Origin of the sequence: Actinoplanes sp. NPDC048988, from assembly GCF_043197815.1 — a bacterium.
Classification (GTDB): domain Bacteria; phylum Actinomycetota; class Actinomycetes; order Mycobacteriales; family Micromonosporaceae; genus Actinoplanes.
Genome location: NZ_JBICTW010000003.1, coordinates 477,682 through 495,726, shown reverse-complemented (window position 1 = coordinate 495,726; position 18,045 = coordinate 477,682). Strand labels below are relative to the sequence as shown.

General features: G+C 73.4%; 17 protein-coding genes. 12 read left to right on the top strand and 5 right to left on the bottom strand.

The features are described 5' to 3' along the window. The first annotated feature begins 23 nt into the window (after positions 1-23). Positions 24-2,618 (top strand): LuxR C-terminal-related transcriptional regulator, encoded by a 2,595-nt coding sequence (locus ACGFJ7_RS13160; protein ID WP_392642286.1) that lies wholly within the window; start codon positions 24-26, stop codon positions 2,616-2,618. Between the two features lie 13 nt (positions 2,619-2,631). Here ACGFJ7_RS13160 and ACGFJ7_RS13155 read toward each other — a convergent pair whose 3' ends face one another. Beyond that, the gene (locus ACGFJ7_RS13155; protein ID WP_360248429.1) at positions 2,632-3,066 is read right to left on the bottom strand and encodes a hypothetical protein; all 435 of its coding nucleotides are present in this window, start codon (positions 3,064-3,066) and stop codon (positions 2,632-2,634) included. A gap of 170 nt (positions 3,067-3,236) precedes the next feature. Between ACGFJ7_RS13155 and ACGFJ7_RS13150 the strand changes: the two genes are divergently transcribed. Genes ACGFJ7_RS13150 through ACGFJ7_RS13130 form a run of 5 tightly spaced genes read left to right on the top strand, consistent with a single transcriptional unit; the run spans position 3,237 to position 10,013 of the window. Continuing rightward, on the top strand, positions 3,237-5,861 hold the full coding sequence (locus ACGFJ7_RS13150; RefSeq protein ID WP_360248431.1) for a LuxR C-terminal-related transcriptional regulator: 2,625 nt from the start codon (positions 3,237-3,239) through the stop codon (positions 5,859-5,861). A gap of 57 nt (positions 5,862-5,918) precedes the next feature. Then, a complete protein-coding gene (locus ACGFJ7_RS13145; protein WP_392642285.1) occupies positions 5,919-6,500 on the top strand; it encodes an HdeD family acid-resistance protein in 582 nt (193 codons plus the stop codon). Positions 6,501-6,503: 3 nt separating this feature from the next. Then, positions 6,504-8,471, top strand: coding sequence for an alkaline phosphatase family protein (locus ACGFJ7_RS13140; protein ID WP_392642284.1), 1,968 nt, complete (start codon positions 6,504-6,506; stop codon positions 8,469-8,471). Further along, the gene (locus tag ACGFJ7_RS13135; RefSeq protein ID WP_360248437.1) at positions 8,396-9,232 is read left to right on the top strand and encodes a class II glutamine amidotransferase; all 837 of its coding nucleotides are present in this window, start codon (positions 8,396-8,398) and stop codon (positions 9,230-9,232) included. Before ACGFJ7_RS13140 ends, ACGFJ7_RS13135 begins: the two co-directional genes overlap by 76 nt. A gap of 43 nt (positions 9,233-9,275) precedes the next feature. Next, positions 9,276-10,013, top strand: a complete 738-nt coding sequence (locus ACGFJ7_RS13130; RefSeq protein WP_360249977.1) for a metallophosphoesterase — start codon at positions 9,276-9,278, stop codon at positions 10,011-10,013. On the opposite strand, the gene ACGFJ7_RS13125 is transcribed toward ACGFJ7_RS13130, so the two are convergent. Further along, a complete protein-coding gene (locus ACGFJ7_RS13125; RefSeq protein ID WP_360248439.1) occupies positions 9,994-10,476 on the bottom strand; it encodes a hypothetical protein in 483 nt (160 codons plus the stop codon). The two genes, ACGFJ7_RS13130 and ACGFJ7_RS13125, sit on opposite strands and share 20 nt — an antisense overlap. 109 nt (positions 10,477-10,585) lie before the next feature. On the opposite strand from ACGFJ7_RS13125, the gene ACGFJ7_RS13120 reads away from it, so the two are divergent. Both ACGFJ7_RS13120 and ACGFJ7_RS13115 read left to right on the top strand, forming a co-directional pair. Beyond that, the gene (locus tag ACGFJ7_RS13120; RefSeq protein ID WP_360248441.1) at positions 10,586-11,128 is read left to right on the top strand and encodes a hypothetical protein; all 543 of its coding nucleotides are present in this window, start codon (positions 10,586-10,588) and stop codon (positions 11,126-11,128) included. Positions 11,129-11,145: 17 nt separating this feature from the next. Next, on the top strand, positions 11,146-12,564 hold the full coding sequence (locus ACGFJ7_RS13115) for an MFS transporter (protein ID WP_360248443.1): 1,419 nt from the start codon (positions 11,146-11,148) through the stop codon (positions 12,562-12,564). A gap of 277 nt (positions 12,565-12,841) precedes the next feature. Here the strand turns inward: ACGFJ7_RS13115 and ACGFJ7_RS13110 are convergent, their stop codons facing one another. Together ACGFJ7_RS13110 and ACGFJ7_RS13105 are read right to left on the bottom strand one after the other, a co-directional pair. Next, positions 12,842-13,714, bottom strand: coding sequence for a YhjD/YihY/BrkB family envelope integrity protein (locus tag ACGFJ7_RS13110; RefSeq protein WP_392642423.1), 873 nt, complete (start codon positions 13,712-13,714; stop codon positions 12,842-12,844). 53 nt (positions 13,715-13,767) lie between these two features. Further along, positions 13,768-14,151 carry a hypothetical protein gene (locus ACGFJ7_RS13105; RefSeq protein ID WP_360248445.1) on the bottom strand — a complete coding sequence of 128 codons (384 nt, stop codon included), beginning with the start codon at positions 14,149-14,151 and terminating at the stop codon, positions 13,768-13,770. Positions 14,152-14,237: 86 nt separating this feature from the next. Here ACGFJ7_RS13105 and ACGFJ7_RS13100 point away from each other — a divergent pair, with 86 nt between their 5' ends. Further along, positions 14,238-14,804, top strand: a complete 567-nt coding sequence (locus tag ACGFJ7_RS13100) for a hypothetical protein (RefSeq protein WP_360248447.1) — start codon at positions 14,238-14,240, stop codon at positions 14,802-14,804. On the opposite strand, the gene ACGFJ7_RS13095 is transcribed toward ACGFJ7_RS13100, so the two are convergent. Further along, on the bottom strand, positions 14,776-16,056 hold the full coding sequence (locus tag ACGFJ7_RS13095) for a diacylglycerol kinase family protein (protein ID WP_360248449.1): 1,281 nt from the start codon (positions 16,054-16,056) through the stop codon (positions 14,776-14,778). The two genes, ACGFJ7_RS13100 and ACGFJ7_RS13095, sit on opposite strands and share 29 nt — an antisense overlap. Before the next feature lie 113 nt (positions 16,057-16,169). On the opposite strand from ACGFJ7_RS13095, the gene ACGFJ7_RS13090 reads away from it, so the two are divergent. From ACGFJ7_RS13090 to ACGFJ7_RS13080, 3 genes are read left to right on the top strand one after another with little or no spacing between them, the layout of a single operon-like run. After that, positions 16,170-17,021: a M48 family metallopeptidase gene (locus ACGFJ7_RS13090; RefSeq protein WP_360248451.1), complete on the top strand. Its 852-nt coding sequence runs from the start codon at positions 16,170-16,172 to the stop codon at positions 17,019-17,021. Positions 17,022-17,026: 5 nt separating this feature from the next. After that, positions 17,027-17,821, top strand: coding sequence for a polyphosphate kinase 2 (gene ppk2, locus ACGFJ7_RS13085; RefSeq protein WP_360248453.1), 795 nt, complete (start codon positions 17,027-17,029; stop codon positions 17,819-17,821). Beyond that, positions 17,818-18,036, top strand: coding sequence for a hypothetical protein (locus tag ACGFJ7_RS13080; RefSeq protein WP_097323098.1), 219 nt, complete (start codon positions 17,818-17,820; stop codon positions 18,034-18,036). Before ppk2 ends, ACGFJ7_RS13080 begins: the two co-directional genes overlap by 4 nt. The last annotated feature ends 9 nt before the right edge of the window (positions 18,037-18,045 follow it).

The window sequence follows — 18,045 nt, the reverse complement described above, 5'->3', positions numbered from 1 at the left end:
CAGCCCCCGCAAGGGTGAGAGTCGTGCTCGAGACATTCGCCGACAACGCGATCCTGGCCAGCAAGTTCGCTGTGCCGGCGGCGCCGCCGTTCATGGTGGAGCGGCCGGCACTGCGCGACCGCGTGACCGAGGGAGTGCACGGATCGGTCACCCTCGTCACCGCCGTCGCCGGCGGTGGCAAGACCCAGCTGCTCGCCTCGTGGGTGCGCAGCCGCCCGGTGGACTGGCCGATCGCCTGGATCACCGTGGAGAGCGACGACGCCTTCTGGGTCTACCTGGTGGAGGGCCTGCGCCGGGCCGGGGTGCGGGTGCCCGAGCTGGTGCCGGTGACGCCCGGCATGGGCGCCGGCCGGGCCCTGCTGACCCGGCTCGCCGGCATCGTGGCCGCCCAGCCCACCCCGGTCGTCCTGATCCTCGACGGCGTCTCCCAGCTGCCCGGCGACCGCTGGGCCGACGGCCTGGAGTTCCTCCTCGAGCACACCGCCAACCTGCGCGTGGTGCTGGCCGGCCGCTGGGACCCGCCGCTGCCGCTGCACCGCTACCGGCTCGCCGGGCAGCTGCGCGAGATCCGTACGGCCGATCTGGCCTTCACCGACGCCGAGACCGCCCACCTGCTCGACCTGCACGGGGTGCCGCTCGACGCGGCCCACCGGCGGGCCCTGCTGACACACACCGAGGGCTGGGCCGCCGGCATCCGGCTGTGCGCCTGCGCCCTGCAGTCCAGCGAGAACGCCGAGGACCTGGTCGCCACCATCTCCGGCGACGACTCGACCATCGCCGAGTACTTCCTGGCCGAGGTGCTGCGCATCCAGGCGCCCGAGGTGCGCCGCTTCCTGCTCGAGACGAGCGTGCTCGACACCTTCACCCCGGGCCTGGCCACCGCCGTGACCAGCCGGTTCGACGCCTCGCAGCTGCTCGCCGAGCTCACCCGGGAGAACGCGTTCATCCAGCCGGTCGGCGAGGGTTCGCACGTCTACCGATACCACCGCCTGTTCGCCGAGCTGCTGCAGGCCCAGCTGGCCTGGACCGAGCCCGACCTGGTGGCCGAGCTGCACCAGCGGGCGGCGGTCTGGCTGGCCGACCACGGACGGCTGGAGGAGGCCGTGGACCACGCGGTCCGCGCCGGCGACTGGAGCACGGCGGCCACCATGGTGATCGAGGACTACGCGGTGGGCCGGCTGGTCATCGAGGGCGGTGCGGGCCGGCTGGGCCGGCTCTTCGCCGGCCTGCCCCAGCACCTCGCCCACGCCGAGACGGTGGTCGTGCGGGCCGCCATCGCGTACGGCGACGGTGACCACCTCGGCGCGGCCGACCAGCTCCGCTACGCCGGTCAGCTGCTCAGCGTGCACGGCAGCGAATGCGGTGACGGGATCACCCTGGCCTGCTTCCTGCTGCGGATCCTGCTGATGCGCGGGGCCGACCCGGACCGGGTGGACGAGCTGGTACCGGTGGCGAAGACCTTCCTGTCGGTGGCGCCGGCCGGCCGCCTGGCCCGGCACCCCGAGCTGCCGGCGCTGCTGCGGGCGGCCGAGGGCATGGCGCACAGCGACGCCGGCGCGGTCGACCGGGCGGTCGAGGCGCTGGCCGAGGCGGTGGCGCTGACGCCGGTCGGCAGCGAATCGCTCAAGGTGGACTGCCTGCGGCAGCTCGCGCTGCTCGAGGCGCACCGCGGCCGGCTCAGCCGGGCCGAGACCTTCGCCCAGCAGGGCCTCGACCTGGCCGCCCAGTGCGGCCTGACCGGCGCCCGGTGGCCCGGCGGGGCCGAGGTCGCCCTGGCCTGGGTCGCGCTGGAACGCTACGACGTCGAGGCGGCCGACCGGCACCTGCGCGCCGCCCAGCCGCTGTGCGGACCGGGCGGCGACCCGCTCTCGGCGGCGGCCTACACCCTGGTCAAGGCACGCCGCCTGCAGACGCGGGGCGAGCAGCGCAGCGCGCTGTCCACACTGACCACCGGCACCGTTCCGGCCGCACCGGCCTGGCTGCGCTCGGCTCTGGTACTCGGACACTGCCGCCTGCTGATCGGCTCCGGTCACCTCACCGAGGCCGCCGTGATCCTCAGCCCCTACCCGGCTGCGCGGCCGCCCGAGGTGGCGATCGTGGACGCCGCCCTGCTGCACGCGCGCGGCGACGCGGTGCGGGCACACGAGGTGGCCCGGACCGTGGCCGACGGGGTGCGCGTGCCGGTGCCGGTGGCCATCGAGGCCTGGCTGCTGCTGGCCGTGCTGGCGGCCGACGCGGACGACGCGCCGGCCGCGCGGGAGGCGCTGCGCCGGGCCATGCGGGTCGCGGCCCCCGACGGGCACCGGCGGCCGATGCACCAGGTCCGCTCGCAGTTGCGCCGGGTGCTGCGAGCCGACGATCAGTACCGCTGGCTCGGCGCGGAACCACCGGCCGAGGGGCCGGCCGCGGCCCCGCCGGCGATGGTCGAGCCGCTGAGCCGCCGTGAGCTGGACGTGCTGCGCGGCATGGCCGAGATGCTGCCGACCGAGGAGATCGCGGCCCGGATGTACGTCTCGGTCAACACCGTGAAGACCCACGTCCGCAGCATCCTGCGCAAATTGTCGGCGGCCCGGCGCAACGAGGCGGTGCGCCGGGCGCGCCAGCTCAATCTGCTCTGATCAATCCGCCTGATCAGCCCGCTCTGACGTCGCGGCCGTGCGCGCACAGCGCGTAGATGATCACGATGTCCATCACGATCAGGATCGTGCACCACACCGGCGCCGCCGGCAGGAACATGGCGTGCACCAGCGTGGCCACGAAGGCGACGACGACACCGGCGATCCGGGCCCACAGCCAGCCGGCGAAGACCCCGGCGCCGGCGACGATCGCGAGCAGGCCGAACAGGAGGTGAATCCATCCCCAGGTGGTGTAGCTGACCTCGATGAGCAGGGCGCCCGGCGCGACCAGCAGGACCTCGTCGCGCAGGAGCGCGGTCAGGCCCTCGATCGCCTGAAAGGCGCCGGCGACCATCAGCATGATGCCGCCGAAGACGATGATGCCGATCCATCCGGTGGCCGGCGGCGCGGTAGCGGCGCCCGGCGGTCGTTCCGTGGCGTAGCTGGACATGACGGCCACTATGGCCGCCGCCTGGTCCGCCCGCCTCATGCCCGCGGGATGAACGCCGTCAATTCTTCGTGCCTCGCCAATACCGGGGCTTGTTGGCGCTCCGCCTGATGTGCTTCGGTGACGGTGGTACCGGGCCGTGGGAACGGCGTCTCCTGCCGGAGGGTGGCGATATGGGCGATTCCGTGGTGCGCGGCCGTGCCGTGCCCGCGCTGGGCGCCCGGCCGTCCGGCCCGCGCCTGCCGCCGAGGCTGCTCTGGCGTGGCCGCCTCGCCGAGCGGCTCGATCAGGGTGTCCGGCAACCGGTGACGCTCGTCTGTGCCGGCCCGGGCTGGGGCAAGACCGCGCTCGCCGGTTCGTGGGCGGCGGCCCGCGCGGTGTCGGGCCCGATCGCCTGGCTGAGCTGCGAGCCGCGGCACAACCATCCGTACGCGCTCTGGTCCGATCTGGTCCTGGCCCTGCGCACCTCCGGCGGCGTTCCGCCCGGGCACCCCCTGCCGGAAGCCGGTCCGTCGCCGGCCGAGGACGGCCTGGACTACGCGGCCCGCGTCGCGGCCGCCGTCGCGGCCCTGCCCGCGCCGGTGGTCCTCGTCCTCGACGACCTGCACCGGGTGACCGACGAGCGGACCCTGGCCGGGCTCGCCGCCCTCGTGGCCCGGCCCGGCGGCCGGCTGCGCTTCGTGCTGATCACGCGGGGGGAGCTCGGAATACCCCTGCACCGCGAGCGCGCCGCCGGCGAGCTCACCGAGATCAGGTCGGCCGATCTGGCGTTCCGGCCGGCCGAGACGGCCGAGTTGTCGGCACAGTCCGGCCGGCGGCTGTCCGCCGAGCGCCTGGCCGACCTGCTGCGCCGCACCGAGGGCTGGCCGGCCGGCCTGCGCCTGGCCATGGAGGCGCCCGAGGGCATCAGCCCGGCCGCCGCCGCCGAGGACTACCTGCTGCGCGAGGTGCTGGCCACCCAGCCCGCCCACCGGCAGCTTTTCCTGTTGCGCACCAGCGTCTGCGACCGGGTCTGCGCGGGCCTGGCCGACGCGCTCACCGGCCAGCAGCACAGCCAGCGGATCCTCGAGGAGCTGGCGGCGGCCAACCTCTTCGTCGAGCGGATCGGCTCCGGCCGGTGGTTCCGCTACCACCCGCTCTTCCGGGCCACGCTGCGTCACCGGGTCACCGTGAGCAAGCCCGGCGAGGTGCCGCGGCTGCACCTGCTGGCCGCCCAGTGGCACAACGGTCAGGGCGACGGCCTGACCGCGCTGCGGCACGCGGCCGCCGCCGGCGACTGGGGCCTGGTCGGGCGGCTGGTCGTCGACCATGGACTGACCCTGGTCGCCTCGGCCGACCACGCCGAGCTGTTCGAGGTTCTGCGCCGCATCCCGTCCGGCCGTCTCGCCGACAGCCCGGAGCTGCTGCTCTGCTCGGCGATCCTGCGCTACGCGCACGGCGACCTGGCCGCTGTCCCGCAGCAGCTGGCCCGGGCCCGGGCCCTGCTACAGACCTACGCCCCCGGTTACCGCGGGCGGGTCGAGCTGGCCGCCGCGGTGCTGGAGTCGGGCACGGTCACCCGGCGCCGCGGCGACATGCCGGCCGTCATCGAGGACACGACGGCGTTGCTGGCCGAACTGACCCGGCTCGACGCCAACGTGCCGTCGTTGCTGCCCTACCGGGCCATGGTCCTCAACAACAAGGGCTCGGCTCTGTTCTGGACCGGCCGGCTCGACCACGCCGACCGCTACCTGTGGGCCGCGGCGTCGGCGGCCCGGGTCACCCGGACGCCGCTCATCGAGATCAACGCGCTGAGCCACCTGGCCCTGCTGGTCCACCGCCAGGGTTCGCCGGCCGAGGCGGCCGGTCACGCCATCGCGGCGATCGAGGCCGCGCGCCGGATCGACGCGCTGACCCACCCGGCCGTCGCGCCGGCCTACCTCGCGCAGGCCTTCATCAAGCTCGACCAGGGCGCCGACGTCGACGCCGAGGCGGACCTGCGCCAGGCGTTCATGGCGCTCGGCGAGCATCCGGAGACCGTGATGGCCGGGTTGGCCGCGGTGCTCCGGGCCCGGCTGCTGATCGACCGGGGAGAGCCCGCCGCGGCCCGGACCGTGCTGGCCAAGGCGGCCGCCGAGGCCGGGCCGGAGCAGCACGCGCCGTTGCTCGACCGCTCGTTCGACCTCGCCCGGGCCGAGATCGACCTCGCGCTCGGCGAGCCGGCCGCTGTCGTGAAGCGGTACGCGGCCGGTCCGCTCGCCCCGGCCGAGCAGGTCTGCCTCGCCCGTGGCCACCTGGCGCTCGGCGACTTCACCGCCGCCGAGCAGCTGCTCGCCCTGGCCCGGGAGGGCTCCGACCGGGTGTCGGTGGTCGCGGCGTGGGTGCTCACCGCGCTCGCGGCCGACGCGCACAGCCGCAGCGGCCGCGCCGCCGACGCCCTCGGCCACGCCCTGGCCGCCGCCGAGGCCGACCGCATCCGGCGCCCGTTCCGCCGCCTCGATCCCGAGCGGATGCTGGTGCTGGCGGGCCGGCAGCAGTGGCTCAGCGAGCCGCGGGGGCCGGTCGCCGACGGGGTGCTGGCCGAGATCACCGGCGAGATCCCGGTGCTGGGCGGCCTGCCCTCGGCGGACCCCCTCAGCGAGCGCGAGATCGACGTACTGCAATATCTGCCGACCGTGCTGACGGCCGGGGAGATCGCCGAGAGCCTGGGCATCTCGGTGAACACGGTCAAGGCGCACATGCGCTCGATCTACCGCAAGCTCGGCGCCGGCCGCCGCCGCGAGGCGGTCGTCCAGGCCCGGCAGGCCGGCCTGCTCTGAGGTCGCTCACTCGCGGGGGATGAGGCCGGTGCCCCCGGGAGAGCCGACGCTGGTCACATGACCGAGGCAACCATCCGGACGCAGCCCCCCGACCTGCTCGCCGAGGTGCGGTCCCAGCCGTTCCCCTGGTGGGCCATGCTCGTCACCGGCCTTCTCGGCACCGGCTTCGGCGTCGCCGTGCTCGCCTGGCCCGACATCAGCCTGCGCATCATGGCGCTGCTCGTCGGCATCTGGCTCTTCATGTCCGGCGCCGCCTGGACCGTCGGCGCCTTCATCCCCGGCCGCGGCAAGAGCGCCGGCGAACACGTGCTCACCGGCGTCGTCGGCATCGTGGTGCTGGTCGGCGGGCTGCTCTGCCTGCGCGACCTGGTCACCCGGCTCACCGTGCTGGCCCTGATCTTCGCGGTCACCTGGATCCTCAGCGGCATCGCCGAGGTCATCGCCGCCTACCGGACGTCCGGGGTGCGCCGCGCCGGCCTGATCGGCGTCGGCCTGCTCTCCATCGTGGCCGGTCTGATCCTGCTGTTCGCGCCCGGCCTGTCGCTGACCGCCCTGGTGCTGCTCACCGGCATCAGCAGCATCGTGGTCGGCCTGGGCGAGGTCGTTCTCGCGTTCTACCTGCGCCGCACGGTGCACTGAACGATGGGCGCCGTCGCGCGGGCGGTGGCCCTCGTCGCGCTCGGGTGGGTGGCCGCGGCGTTCACCATCGCCGTGCTGCCCGGGATCAGCGCCGACGGCGCCGGGGACGTGCTCCTGGTCGCCGTCATCGTCGGCCTGCTCGGCGCCGTGCTGCGCCCGGCCCTGGCCGGGCTGCTGACCTGGATCGGCTGGGCCGGGGTGGTGACCGGCTGGCTCGCCGGCCAGGCGCTCATCGTCTACGGGGCCCTGCTGCTGGCGCCGGGCGTGCACGTCGACGGCTTCTGGCCGGCGTTCTGGGCCGCCTGGATCGGCGCGGCCCTGATGGCCCTCGGCCTGTGGCTGGTGACCGCGGGCCAGCCCGGCGTGGTCACCCGGCACCTGATCCGGGCCCACCGCCGGTACCGGCGCGACGTCGTCCGCACCGGCACCCCGGGCCTGGTCATGATCCAGATCGACGGGTTGTCGGCGCCGCTGGCCCGCTGGGCGGTCGAGGCCGGCAATCTGCCCACGCTGAGCCGCTGGCTGCGGACCGGGCACACGCTGACCGAGTGGCACGCCCGGCTGCCGGCGACGACGCCGGCCAGCCAGGCGGGGCTGCTGCACGGCGCCAGCGATCAGGTTCCGGCTTTCCGGTGGTACGAGAAGGAGCCCGGCCGCCTCGTCGTGACGAACCGGCCCGCGGACGCGGCCCTGGTCGAGCAGCGGTGCGCCGAGGGCCTGCTCAGCGACGGCGGGGTGAGCATCAGCAACGTCTTCTCGGGCGGCGCGCCGACGTCCCTGCTCACCATGAGCACGGTCCGCTCCGGGCGTGGCCCCGACCGGTACGTCAGCGCCTATCTGCTGGACCCGTTCGGGCTGACCCGCTCGCTGGTGCTGACCGTCGGCGAGATCGTCAAGGAGCTCTACCAGGCCCGGCGCCGCCGATTGCGGGGCGTGGAGCCGCGGATCGGCCGCGACTGGGGCTACGTGCTGCTGCGCGGCGCGACGAACGTCCTGCTGCGGCATCTCAACCTGGCGCTGCTGGCCGAGCACGTCATGCGCGGGGCGCCGGCCATCTACTGCGACTTCGTCGACTACGACGAGATCGCGCACCACGCCGGCCCGATCCGGCCGGAGGCGCTGGCCTCCCTCGAGGGCATCGACGCCGTGCTGGCCACGCTGGAGGAGGTCGCGGCGGCGGCGCCCCGGCCGTACCGCTTCGTCGTGCTCTCCGACCACGGGCAGAGCCAGGGCGCCACCTTCGCCCAGCGCTACGGCCTGCGCTTCGAGGACCTGGTCGGCCAGCTCACCACGCCGGGCGAGGTGGTGGCGCTCGAGGAGGACGAACAGGAGGGTCGGGCCCGGGTGCTGCGCCCCGGCGCCGATCGGGCGGAGACCACCATCGGCCGCCCCGAGATCGTCGTCGCCGCCTCGGGCAACCTCGCGCTCGTCTACCTGGCCCGCCTGTCCGGGCGGGTGACGCTGGAGGAGATCGAACAGCGCCATCCGAAGCTCATCGACGGCCTGGTCGCGCACCCCGGCGTCGGCTGGGTCATGGTGCGCTCGGGCCGCGACGGCCCGGTCGTACTCGGCCGCGGCGGCCGCCGGTGGCTCGACGGCGACCGAATCGAGGGCGCCGACCCGCTCGACGGCTTCGGCCCGCACGCCGCCGACGACCTGCGCCGCCACGACGGTCTCGCCCACACCGGTGACCTGCTGGTCAACAGCCTCTGGGACCCGGACACGCAGGAGGTCGCCGCGTTCGAGGAACTGATCGGCTGCCACGGCGGCCTCGGCGGCTGGCAGGACCGGCCGCTGCTGATCCACCCGCGGGAATGGCCCGCGCCCACCGGCCTGACCGGCGCCGACGCCGTACACCGGCTGCTGCGCCACTGGCTCGACGAAAAGGAAGCACCATGTGCCGCTGGCTCGCCTACTCCGGAACGCCCATCCGCCTCGACGAGGTCCTCTACAAGCCCCAGCACTCCCTGATCGATCAGAGCATGCACTCCAAGCTCGGGGTGGAGACGACGAACGGCGACGGGTTCGGCGTCGGCTGGTACCCGGTCGACGGGCCGGCCGAGCCGGCCCTGTTCCGCGGGGTCGGACCGGCCTGGAGCGACGCCAACCTGCGCGAGATCGCCGCCGCCACCTCCTCGCCGCTGTTCCTGGCCCACATCCGCGCCAGCACCGGGACGGCCGTGCAGCAGACCAACAGCCACCCCTTCCGGCACGAGAACTGGCTGTGGGTCCACAACGGCTCGATCCGCGACTTCGCCCGCCTCAAGCGCGACCTGGTCCTGGCGATCGACCCCGACCTGTACTCGTCGCTGGCCGGCTCGACCGACTCCGAGGTCATGTTCCACCTGGCGCTGACCTACGGCCTGCGGGACCGGCCGATCGCGGCGGTCGAGCGGATGGCCGGCCTCATCGAGTCGGTGGCCCGGGCCCACGGCGTACCCGATCCGCTGCAGATGACAGTGGCCACCACCGACGGCGACCGGATCTGGGGCTTCCGCTACTCGAGCGAGGGGCACAGCCGGTCCCTGTTCTACAGCACCGACATCTCGGCCCTGCACCAGCTCTACCCTGAGGACAAGCGGCTGCGCGGACTGTCCGACGAGACCCGCCTCGTCGTCTCGGAGCCGCTGGGCGACCTCAAGGGCGCCTGGCAGCCGGTGCCCGAGTCGAGCTGGGGTGTCATTCAGAAGGGCGAGGATGAGATGGGCCGCTTTGAACCGGCTATACCATGATCGGGCATGGGTTTTCCGCCGCGGAGAAGGCACAGCCTTGACGGTGCTTGTCGCGCACGTGTCGGACCTGCACCTGGGTGCGCACGACCGGCGGGCGGCGGCCGGGCTGGCCGCGGACGTGATGGCGGCCCGGCCCGACCTGACCGTGGTCACCGGGGACAGCACCATGCGGGCCCGGCCGCACGAGTTCCGGCAGGCCCGGGAACTGCTCGACCGGCTGCCGCGGCCGCTGCTCGTGGTGCTGGGCAACCACGACGTGCCGCTGCTGAGCCGGCGGCGCCTGCTCGACCCGTACGGCGCCTATCGAAGCGCGATCACCGACGACCTCGACCCGGTCCGCCGGGTCCCGGGGCTGACCGCGCTCGGGCTGCAGTCGATGCCGCGGTGGCGCTGGAAGAACGGCCGGCTCACCGGCCGCCAGACCGAGCTGGCGGCGGGCGTGTTCGGCCGGGCCCCGGCGGGCGACGTCCGCCTGATCGCGCTGCATCATCCGCCGGGGGAGGGATGGCTGCCGGGCTGGCCGAGGCTGCGGCGCGCCGCCCGGCCCGACATCGTGCTGGCCGGGCACACCCACGTGCCCCGGGTGCTGCCGATGGCCGGCTGCCTGATCGTCGTCGCGGGCACCGCGACCAGCCACCGCACGCGCGGGGTGCCGCACTCGTGGAGCCTGATCTCGATCGCACCCGGCGCCTTCGCGGTCAGCGAGCGCTACCTCGACGACGTCGGCTGGTACACGGCCCGGGTCGTCGACGTGCCCCGCTTCAGTGCAGCAATGTCTTGAGCACGACCAGGCCCGCGCCGAACATGCCGGCCACCAGCGTGGACACCAGGCGCTCGTTCGTCGTGAGCCGGCCACCGGCGCCGATCCGCCAGCCCGCCATGCACAGCAGCACCGTCGTGGTGGCCAGCGAGGCGATCTCGGCGCCGATCAGCGACGTTCCGGTGACCTTCACCGCCAGCAGCACCAGCAGCGGCAGGATCGAGGCCGACACCAGCTCCCAGCCGCTGGTCAGCTGCCGGCGCACCGTGTGCCAGGTCGGGCGGTGGCCCTGGTGGATCCGCTCGGCCACGATCCGGGCGTACCGCTCGGCCGCCCAGTAGATGACCAGCGTGACGATCACCGCCACGACGACCGCCCGCGCGGTCGCGGCGTGCCCGGCGACCAGCACGGCCGCTCCCACGATGAGGCCGTAGATGCCGGAGGCGGTGGCCTCCTCGTCCTCGGCCCGCAGGCGTCTGCTCAACGGTATCCACGTGCGCGCCATGCCACCGAGCCTGGCCGCGATCCCCTTCCGAGGACTCATCCGGCGAGGGTGAACCCATCAGCGGCCCGCCACAGGGATGCTGGATGACGTGCCGAACGAGTTGCGCCGCGCCACCGATCGCCTGGAGGGCCTGATGCTCTTCACTCTGGTCATGACCTTCCTGGCCGGCGCCCCGCTGCTGGGCTGGTGGGCGGGCCAGAGCGCGTACCGGACCGACCTGCGGGCGCAGCGCTGGGAGCAGGCGCACATCTTCCAGGTCGAGGCCGTGCTGCGCGGCGACCCGGTGCCGTCGGTCGGCGGGCGCACCGGCGCCACCCTGACCGCCCGGGCCACCTGGACGGCGCCGGACAACACGCCGCGCGAGGGCGCCGTCCCGGTCACGCCGAACGACACGGCCGGCGGCCGCGTCCCCCTCTGGGTCGACGACCGGGGCACCCCGCGGCAACCGCCGCCGCGACGCCAGCCCGCCTCCCAGGGCTTCATGGTCGGCGCCGCCGTCGTCCTGTGCGCCGCCGCGGCCACGGCCGGGCTGCACCGCATCGGCCGCGCCCTGCTCGACCGGCACCGCTACCGCAACTGGGAACGCGAATGGCTCGAGGTCGGCCCGCGCTGGAGCCGCGAGAGCCGCTGAGTCATACCCTCCGGAGGATGCCGGGCGCCCGCCGGAACGGAACGCTCGGGGCCATGGCCGTCCGCTTTTCCGCCTCGCTGCGGCGAGCACTCATCCCGTTCGCGCTGGCGCAGTTCATCTGCAGCTACGCCGGCTCCAACATGAACGTCATGATCAACGACATCAGCGAGGACCTGAACACCACGGTCTCCGGTGTCCAGGTCACCATCACCGTCTTCCTGCTGGTGATGGCCGCGCTGATGATCCCCGGAGGCAAGCTGACCGACCGGTACGGGCGTAAGCGGTGCCTGACCGTGGGCCTGCTCATCTACGCCGTGGGCGCCCTGCTGAGCGCGGCCGCGCCCGGCATCTGGGTCCTCGTGCTCGGCAACTCCATCTTGGAGGGCGTCGGCACGGCCCTGCTCATCCCGCCCGTCTACATCCTGACCACGCTGCTGTTCACCGACATGGCGTCGCGGGCGCGGGCGTTCGGCGCGATCAGCGCGATGGGCGGCATCGGCGCGGCCACCGGCCCGCTGATCGGCGGCTTCATCACCTCGTTCTTCAGCTGGCGGGTCGCCTTCCTGTTCCAGGCGGCGATCGTCATCCTGATCGCCGTGCTGTCCCGCCGCTGGGTCACCGACCCGCTGCCGGCCGACCCGAACATGCCGTTCGACGTCCGCGGCGCCATCACCTCGGCGCTCGGCCTGGTCCTGGTGGTCAGCGGCATCCTGGCCGCCGACAACAACCTGGCGCTCTGCGCCGGCATGGTGATCGCGGGCATCCTCGTCCTGGCCTGGTTCTTCGTCTCGGTCCGGGCCCGCGAACGCGCCGGCAAACCGGTGCTGCTCTCGATGGTCCTGTTCAAGAACAAGACGGCCAACCTCGGCATGATCACCCAGAACCTCCAGTGGCTGATGCTGATGGGCACGTCCTTCGTGGTCTCGGCCTACCTCCAGGTGGTACGGGGATACAACGCGATCGAGACCGGAGCCATCTTCACGGCGACGACGGCCGGGCTGCTGCTGTCCTCGCTGGGTGCGGAACGCTTCGCCCGCCGGCGCACCCAGCGCACGCTGATCGTGGCCGGCTTCGTCATCGCCGTGCTGGGCATCGCGATCCTGGTCCCGATGGTCAGCACCATCGACGGCGCCTGGGCGTTCGTCCCCGGCCTGTTCGTGAGCGGCTTCGGCCTGGGCGCGATGCTGACGCCGTCGGTGAACGTGGTGCAGTCCGCCTTCGGCGAGGAGTTGCAGGGCGAGATCTCCGGCCTGTCCCGCAGCGTCTCCAACCTGGGCTCGTCCCTGGGCGGCGCGATAGCCGGCACGATCCTGGTCGCCGGCCTGGCCGCCACCCCGGGCCGCAACTACGCCCTGGCCATGATCGCCGTAGCCGCGGCCGGCGTCCTCGGCCTGGCGGCGGCCCTGGCCCTACCCCGAGGCCGCGTCGCCACATGACAACGCGTCGGCCCGGCGGAGCTGGTCGCTGCGGTGCCGGCGCCCGCGATGCCGGTGGTGCTCGCGGTCGGTTCCGCATCCGGCCCGACGGCTCCGCCCGCCGCCGTGCCGCGGGTGTGTGGAGCCCGCGGGCTCGGTAAGCGCATGCGCCGGCTCCGGCTCCTCCTGCTCATCGCGGCCGCACTCGCCGTGGTCGCGGGACGGCGGGGTGCGCCAGCCGCCGGGGCAGTGGCTGGTCGGGCCGCTGATCCGCGCTGCCATGATCGTGCGGGCCGTGTCAGCGGGTGGGTGGGGGTGCCGGCTCGGGAGTGGGGGCTCGCCGGTGGGTGACGACCTGGTCGTAGGGGCCGCGCTCCTGTTCGCGGGCCAGCAGGGCGAAGGCCCGGGCATCGGCCTCGGTGGGGCGTTCGGGGTCGAGGGCTCGCGGCCACAAGCGCGCATGACGGACGGCGGCGGCCTCCGCCGCGTACACCAGGATGTTGCTCAGGAGGTAGAGCAGGGTGAAGGCGGCCGCCACCGTGGCGAACGCGCCGTACACCGGGCCGGCCCGCCGGGCCATGCCGGGCAGCACCGACGCGCTCAGGCTCAGGACCAGGGCGATCGCCACGCCGCCGGGCAGCGCGGCCGGCCACAGGGCCCGCAGCGGGGCCGGGCGGGCCAGCAGCAGCTTGGCCACCGCGGTCAGGGTCAGGCCGGCGACCAGCGCGCTTCCCGCCAGCACGACCGTCGCCGTGGCGGCGGCGGCCGCGGTGCCGATCAGGACGACCAGCAGGGCCGCGAAGACGCGCAGGAGCCAGGCGAGCATGCCGTGGCGTTCGCGGAAGGGAACGGCGGCCAGGTGGTTCAGCGTCCGGTAGGCCGAGAAGACCACGCCGGCGCCGGTGAACAGCAACGTGCCGAGGCCGACGGCCAGGGCCACGTACGACGAGGGAAGCTCTCTCTGGATGTCGTCGGCCAGCGTCGGCGGGACGATGGCCTCGATCAGCTCCGCCAGCAGCTCCGGGCGGTTGGCCAGCACCTGGGTCAGCGCCGCCACCCCGAGCAGCAGCAACGGGAACAGGCTGAGGAAGCCGTAGTACGTGATCAGCGCGGCCTCCCGCGCGCCGCCGTCGTCGAGGTATTTGCGGACGACGGCGTGGGGGAAGCCCAGGACGGCGTGCCGCCGCTGGAGGTCGTCGAGGCGGCGGAGCAGCGCGGCCGGGGTCAGCAGGTTCCCTTCAGCGCGTCGACCAGGTTCGTTCCGGCCGTACGGACCTCGTTGACCGCCGTCCGGACCGCGCCCAGGTCGGCCGGCCGTCCCCGCAGCGCCGCGCCGAGCTGGTCGGTCGCCGTGCGCAGCGCGTCGGCCTGCGGCTTGAACTGGGCCTGGGCGTCCGCGACGACCTGGTTCAGGTCGTCGCGCAGCTGGGCCAGCAGGGTCCGCATCTGGCTCACGCCGGTCTCCGACACGTTGGTGTCGCGGATGTGGTTCACCGTGTTCTGCGCGGCGTCCACGCTCTCGCACACGGCCGGGGCGGCCGAGGCCGCGCTGTCCGAACAGCCGGCCAGGGCACCGAGGAACAGCAGCACAATCACCAGTCGCTTCATGTCTGCCACGATCCGCCGCCGGGGCCGCGGGCTCCTCGCCCGCGCGGGATGAGGTGGCCGCCGGTGCGCCATTCGACGATGGGGGCATGGCGATCGGACCGGTACAGCTCATCGTGCTCGGCTTCAGGCGCCCGGACTTCCACGCCGAGATCGTCGACGAGCTTGAGCGGCTTCGCCGGTCCGGCACGGTACGGGTCATCGACGCGCTCGCCGTCTACAAGGGCCCTGGCGACGAGATCGAGGTCGAGCACCTGAACGACCTCACCCTGGACGAGGCGGTCGAGCTCGGCAGCCGGGTCGGCGCCCTGGTCGGCCTGGACATCGAGGGGGAGCCGGGCATGGTGGCCGGCACCGCCGGCGACCCCGGCGACGGCGACGGCGACGCCTGGGATGTGATCGGGGAGATCCCGCCGGACAGCGCGGCCGCCCTGGTCCTGCTGGAACACCACTGGGCCGCGCCGCTGGGCGACGCCGTCGCCCGGGCCGGCGGGTTCCGGCTGTCGGACGGCTTCATCAGCCCGGTCGACCTGGTCGAGGTGGGCCTGCTCAGCCCCGAGGAGGCGCTTCCGGTGCTCGGATCGCGCCGGATGGCCCACCCGAAAGGGCGGCGGACCGCCCGGCGGGTCAGCCGGCGGGCGGCGCGCCGCCGTTGAAGGCCAGCCGCCGGAGCCGGGCCCAGTCCAGGTCCGGCCGGGCCGGGGGCACACCCGGCCGGTGCCTGGGCACCCGGACGCGCAGCGCGCCGGGGCGGATCGTGCACCGCACCGGCGTGGCCAGCACGAGCGCCTCGCCGTCCACGCCGACCGGCAGTTCGGCCACGTCGGCGTCGATCACGGCCTCGGTGACCTCCCGGGTCGCGACCGAGCGGGCCCGGCCGCCGGCGCTGATCAGGGCGGCCGCGTCGCGCGCGCCCCGCACGGTCACCGCCAGCACGCCGAGGACGCCCTGGTCGAGCCGGGTCCGCCGGCCGGATCCGCTCGCGTACGGGTTGTTGCTGACCAGCACCGCCTGCGGCCCGCTGAGCGTGCCGTCGCCGGTGGTCAGCCGCAGCGGCCGGTCCTCGGTCAGCACCGCCGGCAGCATCTCCAGCGCCGTGCCGATCTTGTCGTCGCGGTAGGCCGCGCTCTGCACGATCTCGGCGTACGCCCCGAACGAGGCGTTGTTGACGAAGATCCGGTCGCCGATCACGCCGAGGTCGATGCGCACCTCGACCCCGTCGGTGAGCGCGTCCAGGCAGGTGGCCGGGTCCTCCCGGTCCAGGCCGAGGTCGAGCGCGAAGTGGTTGCGGGTGCCGGCCGAGATGACCAGGAACGGCAGGCCGTGCTCGGCGGCGATCCCGGCCACCAGGGCCTGGGTGCCGTCGCCGCCGGCCACGCCGAGCAGGTCGGCGCCGTCGCGGACCGCCTGCCGGGCGACATCGGCCACGTCCACGGCCGCGCCGTCCAGCAGGTACACCTCGGCGCCGAGGGTGCGGGCCCGGTCGGCCAGACGGAAGCGCTCGACCTTGCCGCCGCCGGAGCGTGGATTCATGATCAGGTACGGTCGGCGGGGCGGCTCCGACTCGTACTCCTCGGGACCGCTCGTGGCCGTCGTGAGCGCCCGTCGCCCGGCGGCGACCGCACCCGCCCACAGCAGCCCGAACAGGAACACCACCCAGACCAGGTTCGCGCGCGCGAACAGCACGGCCACGGTCAGCGGCGCCAGGACCACGACGGCCCCGGCCAGCCAGCGCAGCACCCCGTGGTGGGTGAGGAACCACCACGCGGCGGCCAGGCCGGCCGCGACCCCGGCGATGCCGGTGATCAGCAGCGCGAGGCTGCCCCGGATCCCCGCCGCGGCGAGGACGAGCACTCCGGCGGCCGCGATCAGGACGAAGGCGAGCCGCGCCAGCCAGCGTTCGGACATGACACCAGCCTCGGCCCGGCCCGGGCCCCGCACCTCATACCAGCGGGATGAGGTGCGGCCGAAGGCGTGGGGGGACCGTCATCGTCAGCCTCTCCTGCAGAAGGGACCATGCCGTGCCGACGACCCAACGCCTGCGGCACCCCGCCGAGATCCCCATGTTCATCTTCATGGTGGTCCTCAACGTGATCATCATCTGGGCGATCCTTCAGGCGGCCATCACGCTGCCGTTCCTGCCCGACCGGATCCGTGAATCGGGCTGGGGCACGACGATCCGTTCCGCCTTCATCGCGCTGCTGCTGCTCGTACCGGCCCTCGTGGTGATCCGCGAGACGCAGCGCGCCTCGATCCGCGGCGGCGCCGTCGAGCTCAGCCCGCGGCAGTACCCGGACCTCTACGCGATAGTGGACGAGTTCGCCGCCAAGCTGGCCCTGCCCCGGCGGCCCAGCATCTACCTGGCCAACGGCAACGGCACCCTCAACGCCTTCGCCGCTCAGGCCACCGGCCACGACTACGTGGTGATCGCCAACGAGCTGTTCGTCAACCTGCGCCACGAGAACCGGGCCGGGCTGCGGTTCATCCTCGGGCACGAGGTGGGGCACATCAAACTGCACCACGTCGCGCTCTGGTACCAGCTCGCCGTCGCCTACTCGGAGCGGATCCCGATCCTCGGCCCGACACTGTCGCGGCTGCGGGAGTACTCGTGCGACCGGCACGGCGCCCACCTGTGCCCGGACGGCGCGACCGGGCTGGTGCTGCTGGCCGGCGGCCGGTACACGGAGAACACCGTGGACATCCCCGAGCTGGTCCGGCAGGGCAAGCGGCTGCACGGCTTCTGGGTCGGGCTGGCCCAGCTGCCGATGTCCCACCCGTTCACGGTGCGCCGCCTGGAACGGCTCGTCTCGCTCGGGATGCTGCGGTCATCCGCGACGGATGACGTGCGGTCCGTCCACCGCGTAACAGGCTGATCGTCATGGATCTCGAACACTCGCACGAGAAGGCGGCCCGCAAACTGGACGCCGAGCACGCCCTGAAACCCTGGCAGGTCGAGCTGCTCAAACTCCAGAAGCACCTCGAGATCCAGAACCTGCGGATGATCGTGCTCTTCGAGGGCCGCGACGCGGCCGGCAAGGGCGGGGCGATCCGCCGGGTCACCCGCTTCATGAACGAGAAGCGGTACCGGGTGGTCGCCCTCGGCCGGCCCACCGAGGAGCAGCGCTCCCAGTGGTACTACCAGCGCTACGTGGCCCAGTTCCCGGCCGGCGGCGAGATGGTCCTGTTCGACCGCAGCTGGTACAACCGCGCGATGGTCGAGCAGGTCTTCGGATTCTGCACGCCCAAGGAGTACATGGACTTCCTCGACGGGGTCACCGGATTCGAGAAGGACCTCGTACGCACCGGGACGATCCTGGTCAAGCTGTACTACAGCGTGACGCGTGAGGAGCAGGCCCGCCGGTTCGAACGCCGCCGGACCGATCCGCTGCGGCAGTGGAAGCTCAGCGAGATCGACCTGCAGGCGCAGGACCGCTGGGACGACTTCACCAACCGCAAGTACGACATGTTGCGGCGCACCGGAACACCGATGGCGCCGTGGACCATCGTGCGCTCCAACGACAAGCAAAAGGCACGGCTGAACACCATGAAGGTCATCCTCAACGCCGTCGACTACAAGCACCGCGCTCCCGACCTCGACTTCACGCCGGATCCGCGGATCGTCGTGCCGGGCGACGAGGAGGTCGCCCTGATGGAGGGAGGCACGTGGTCATGACCGACGCGACATACCAGGTCAGGGTCTCCGGGGTGATTCCCGAGGAACTCCTGGAGGAACTGCGCGACCTGACGGTCAGCGTGGAACCGCCGGAGACGATCCTGCACGGCTCGCTGCCGGACCAGTCGGCGGTGGTGGGGCTGATCTCCCGCATACACGGCCTCGGACTGCGCCTGATCGAAGTCCGGCGCATTCCACCTTCGCAAGAATCCTGATTGGGGACG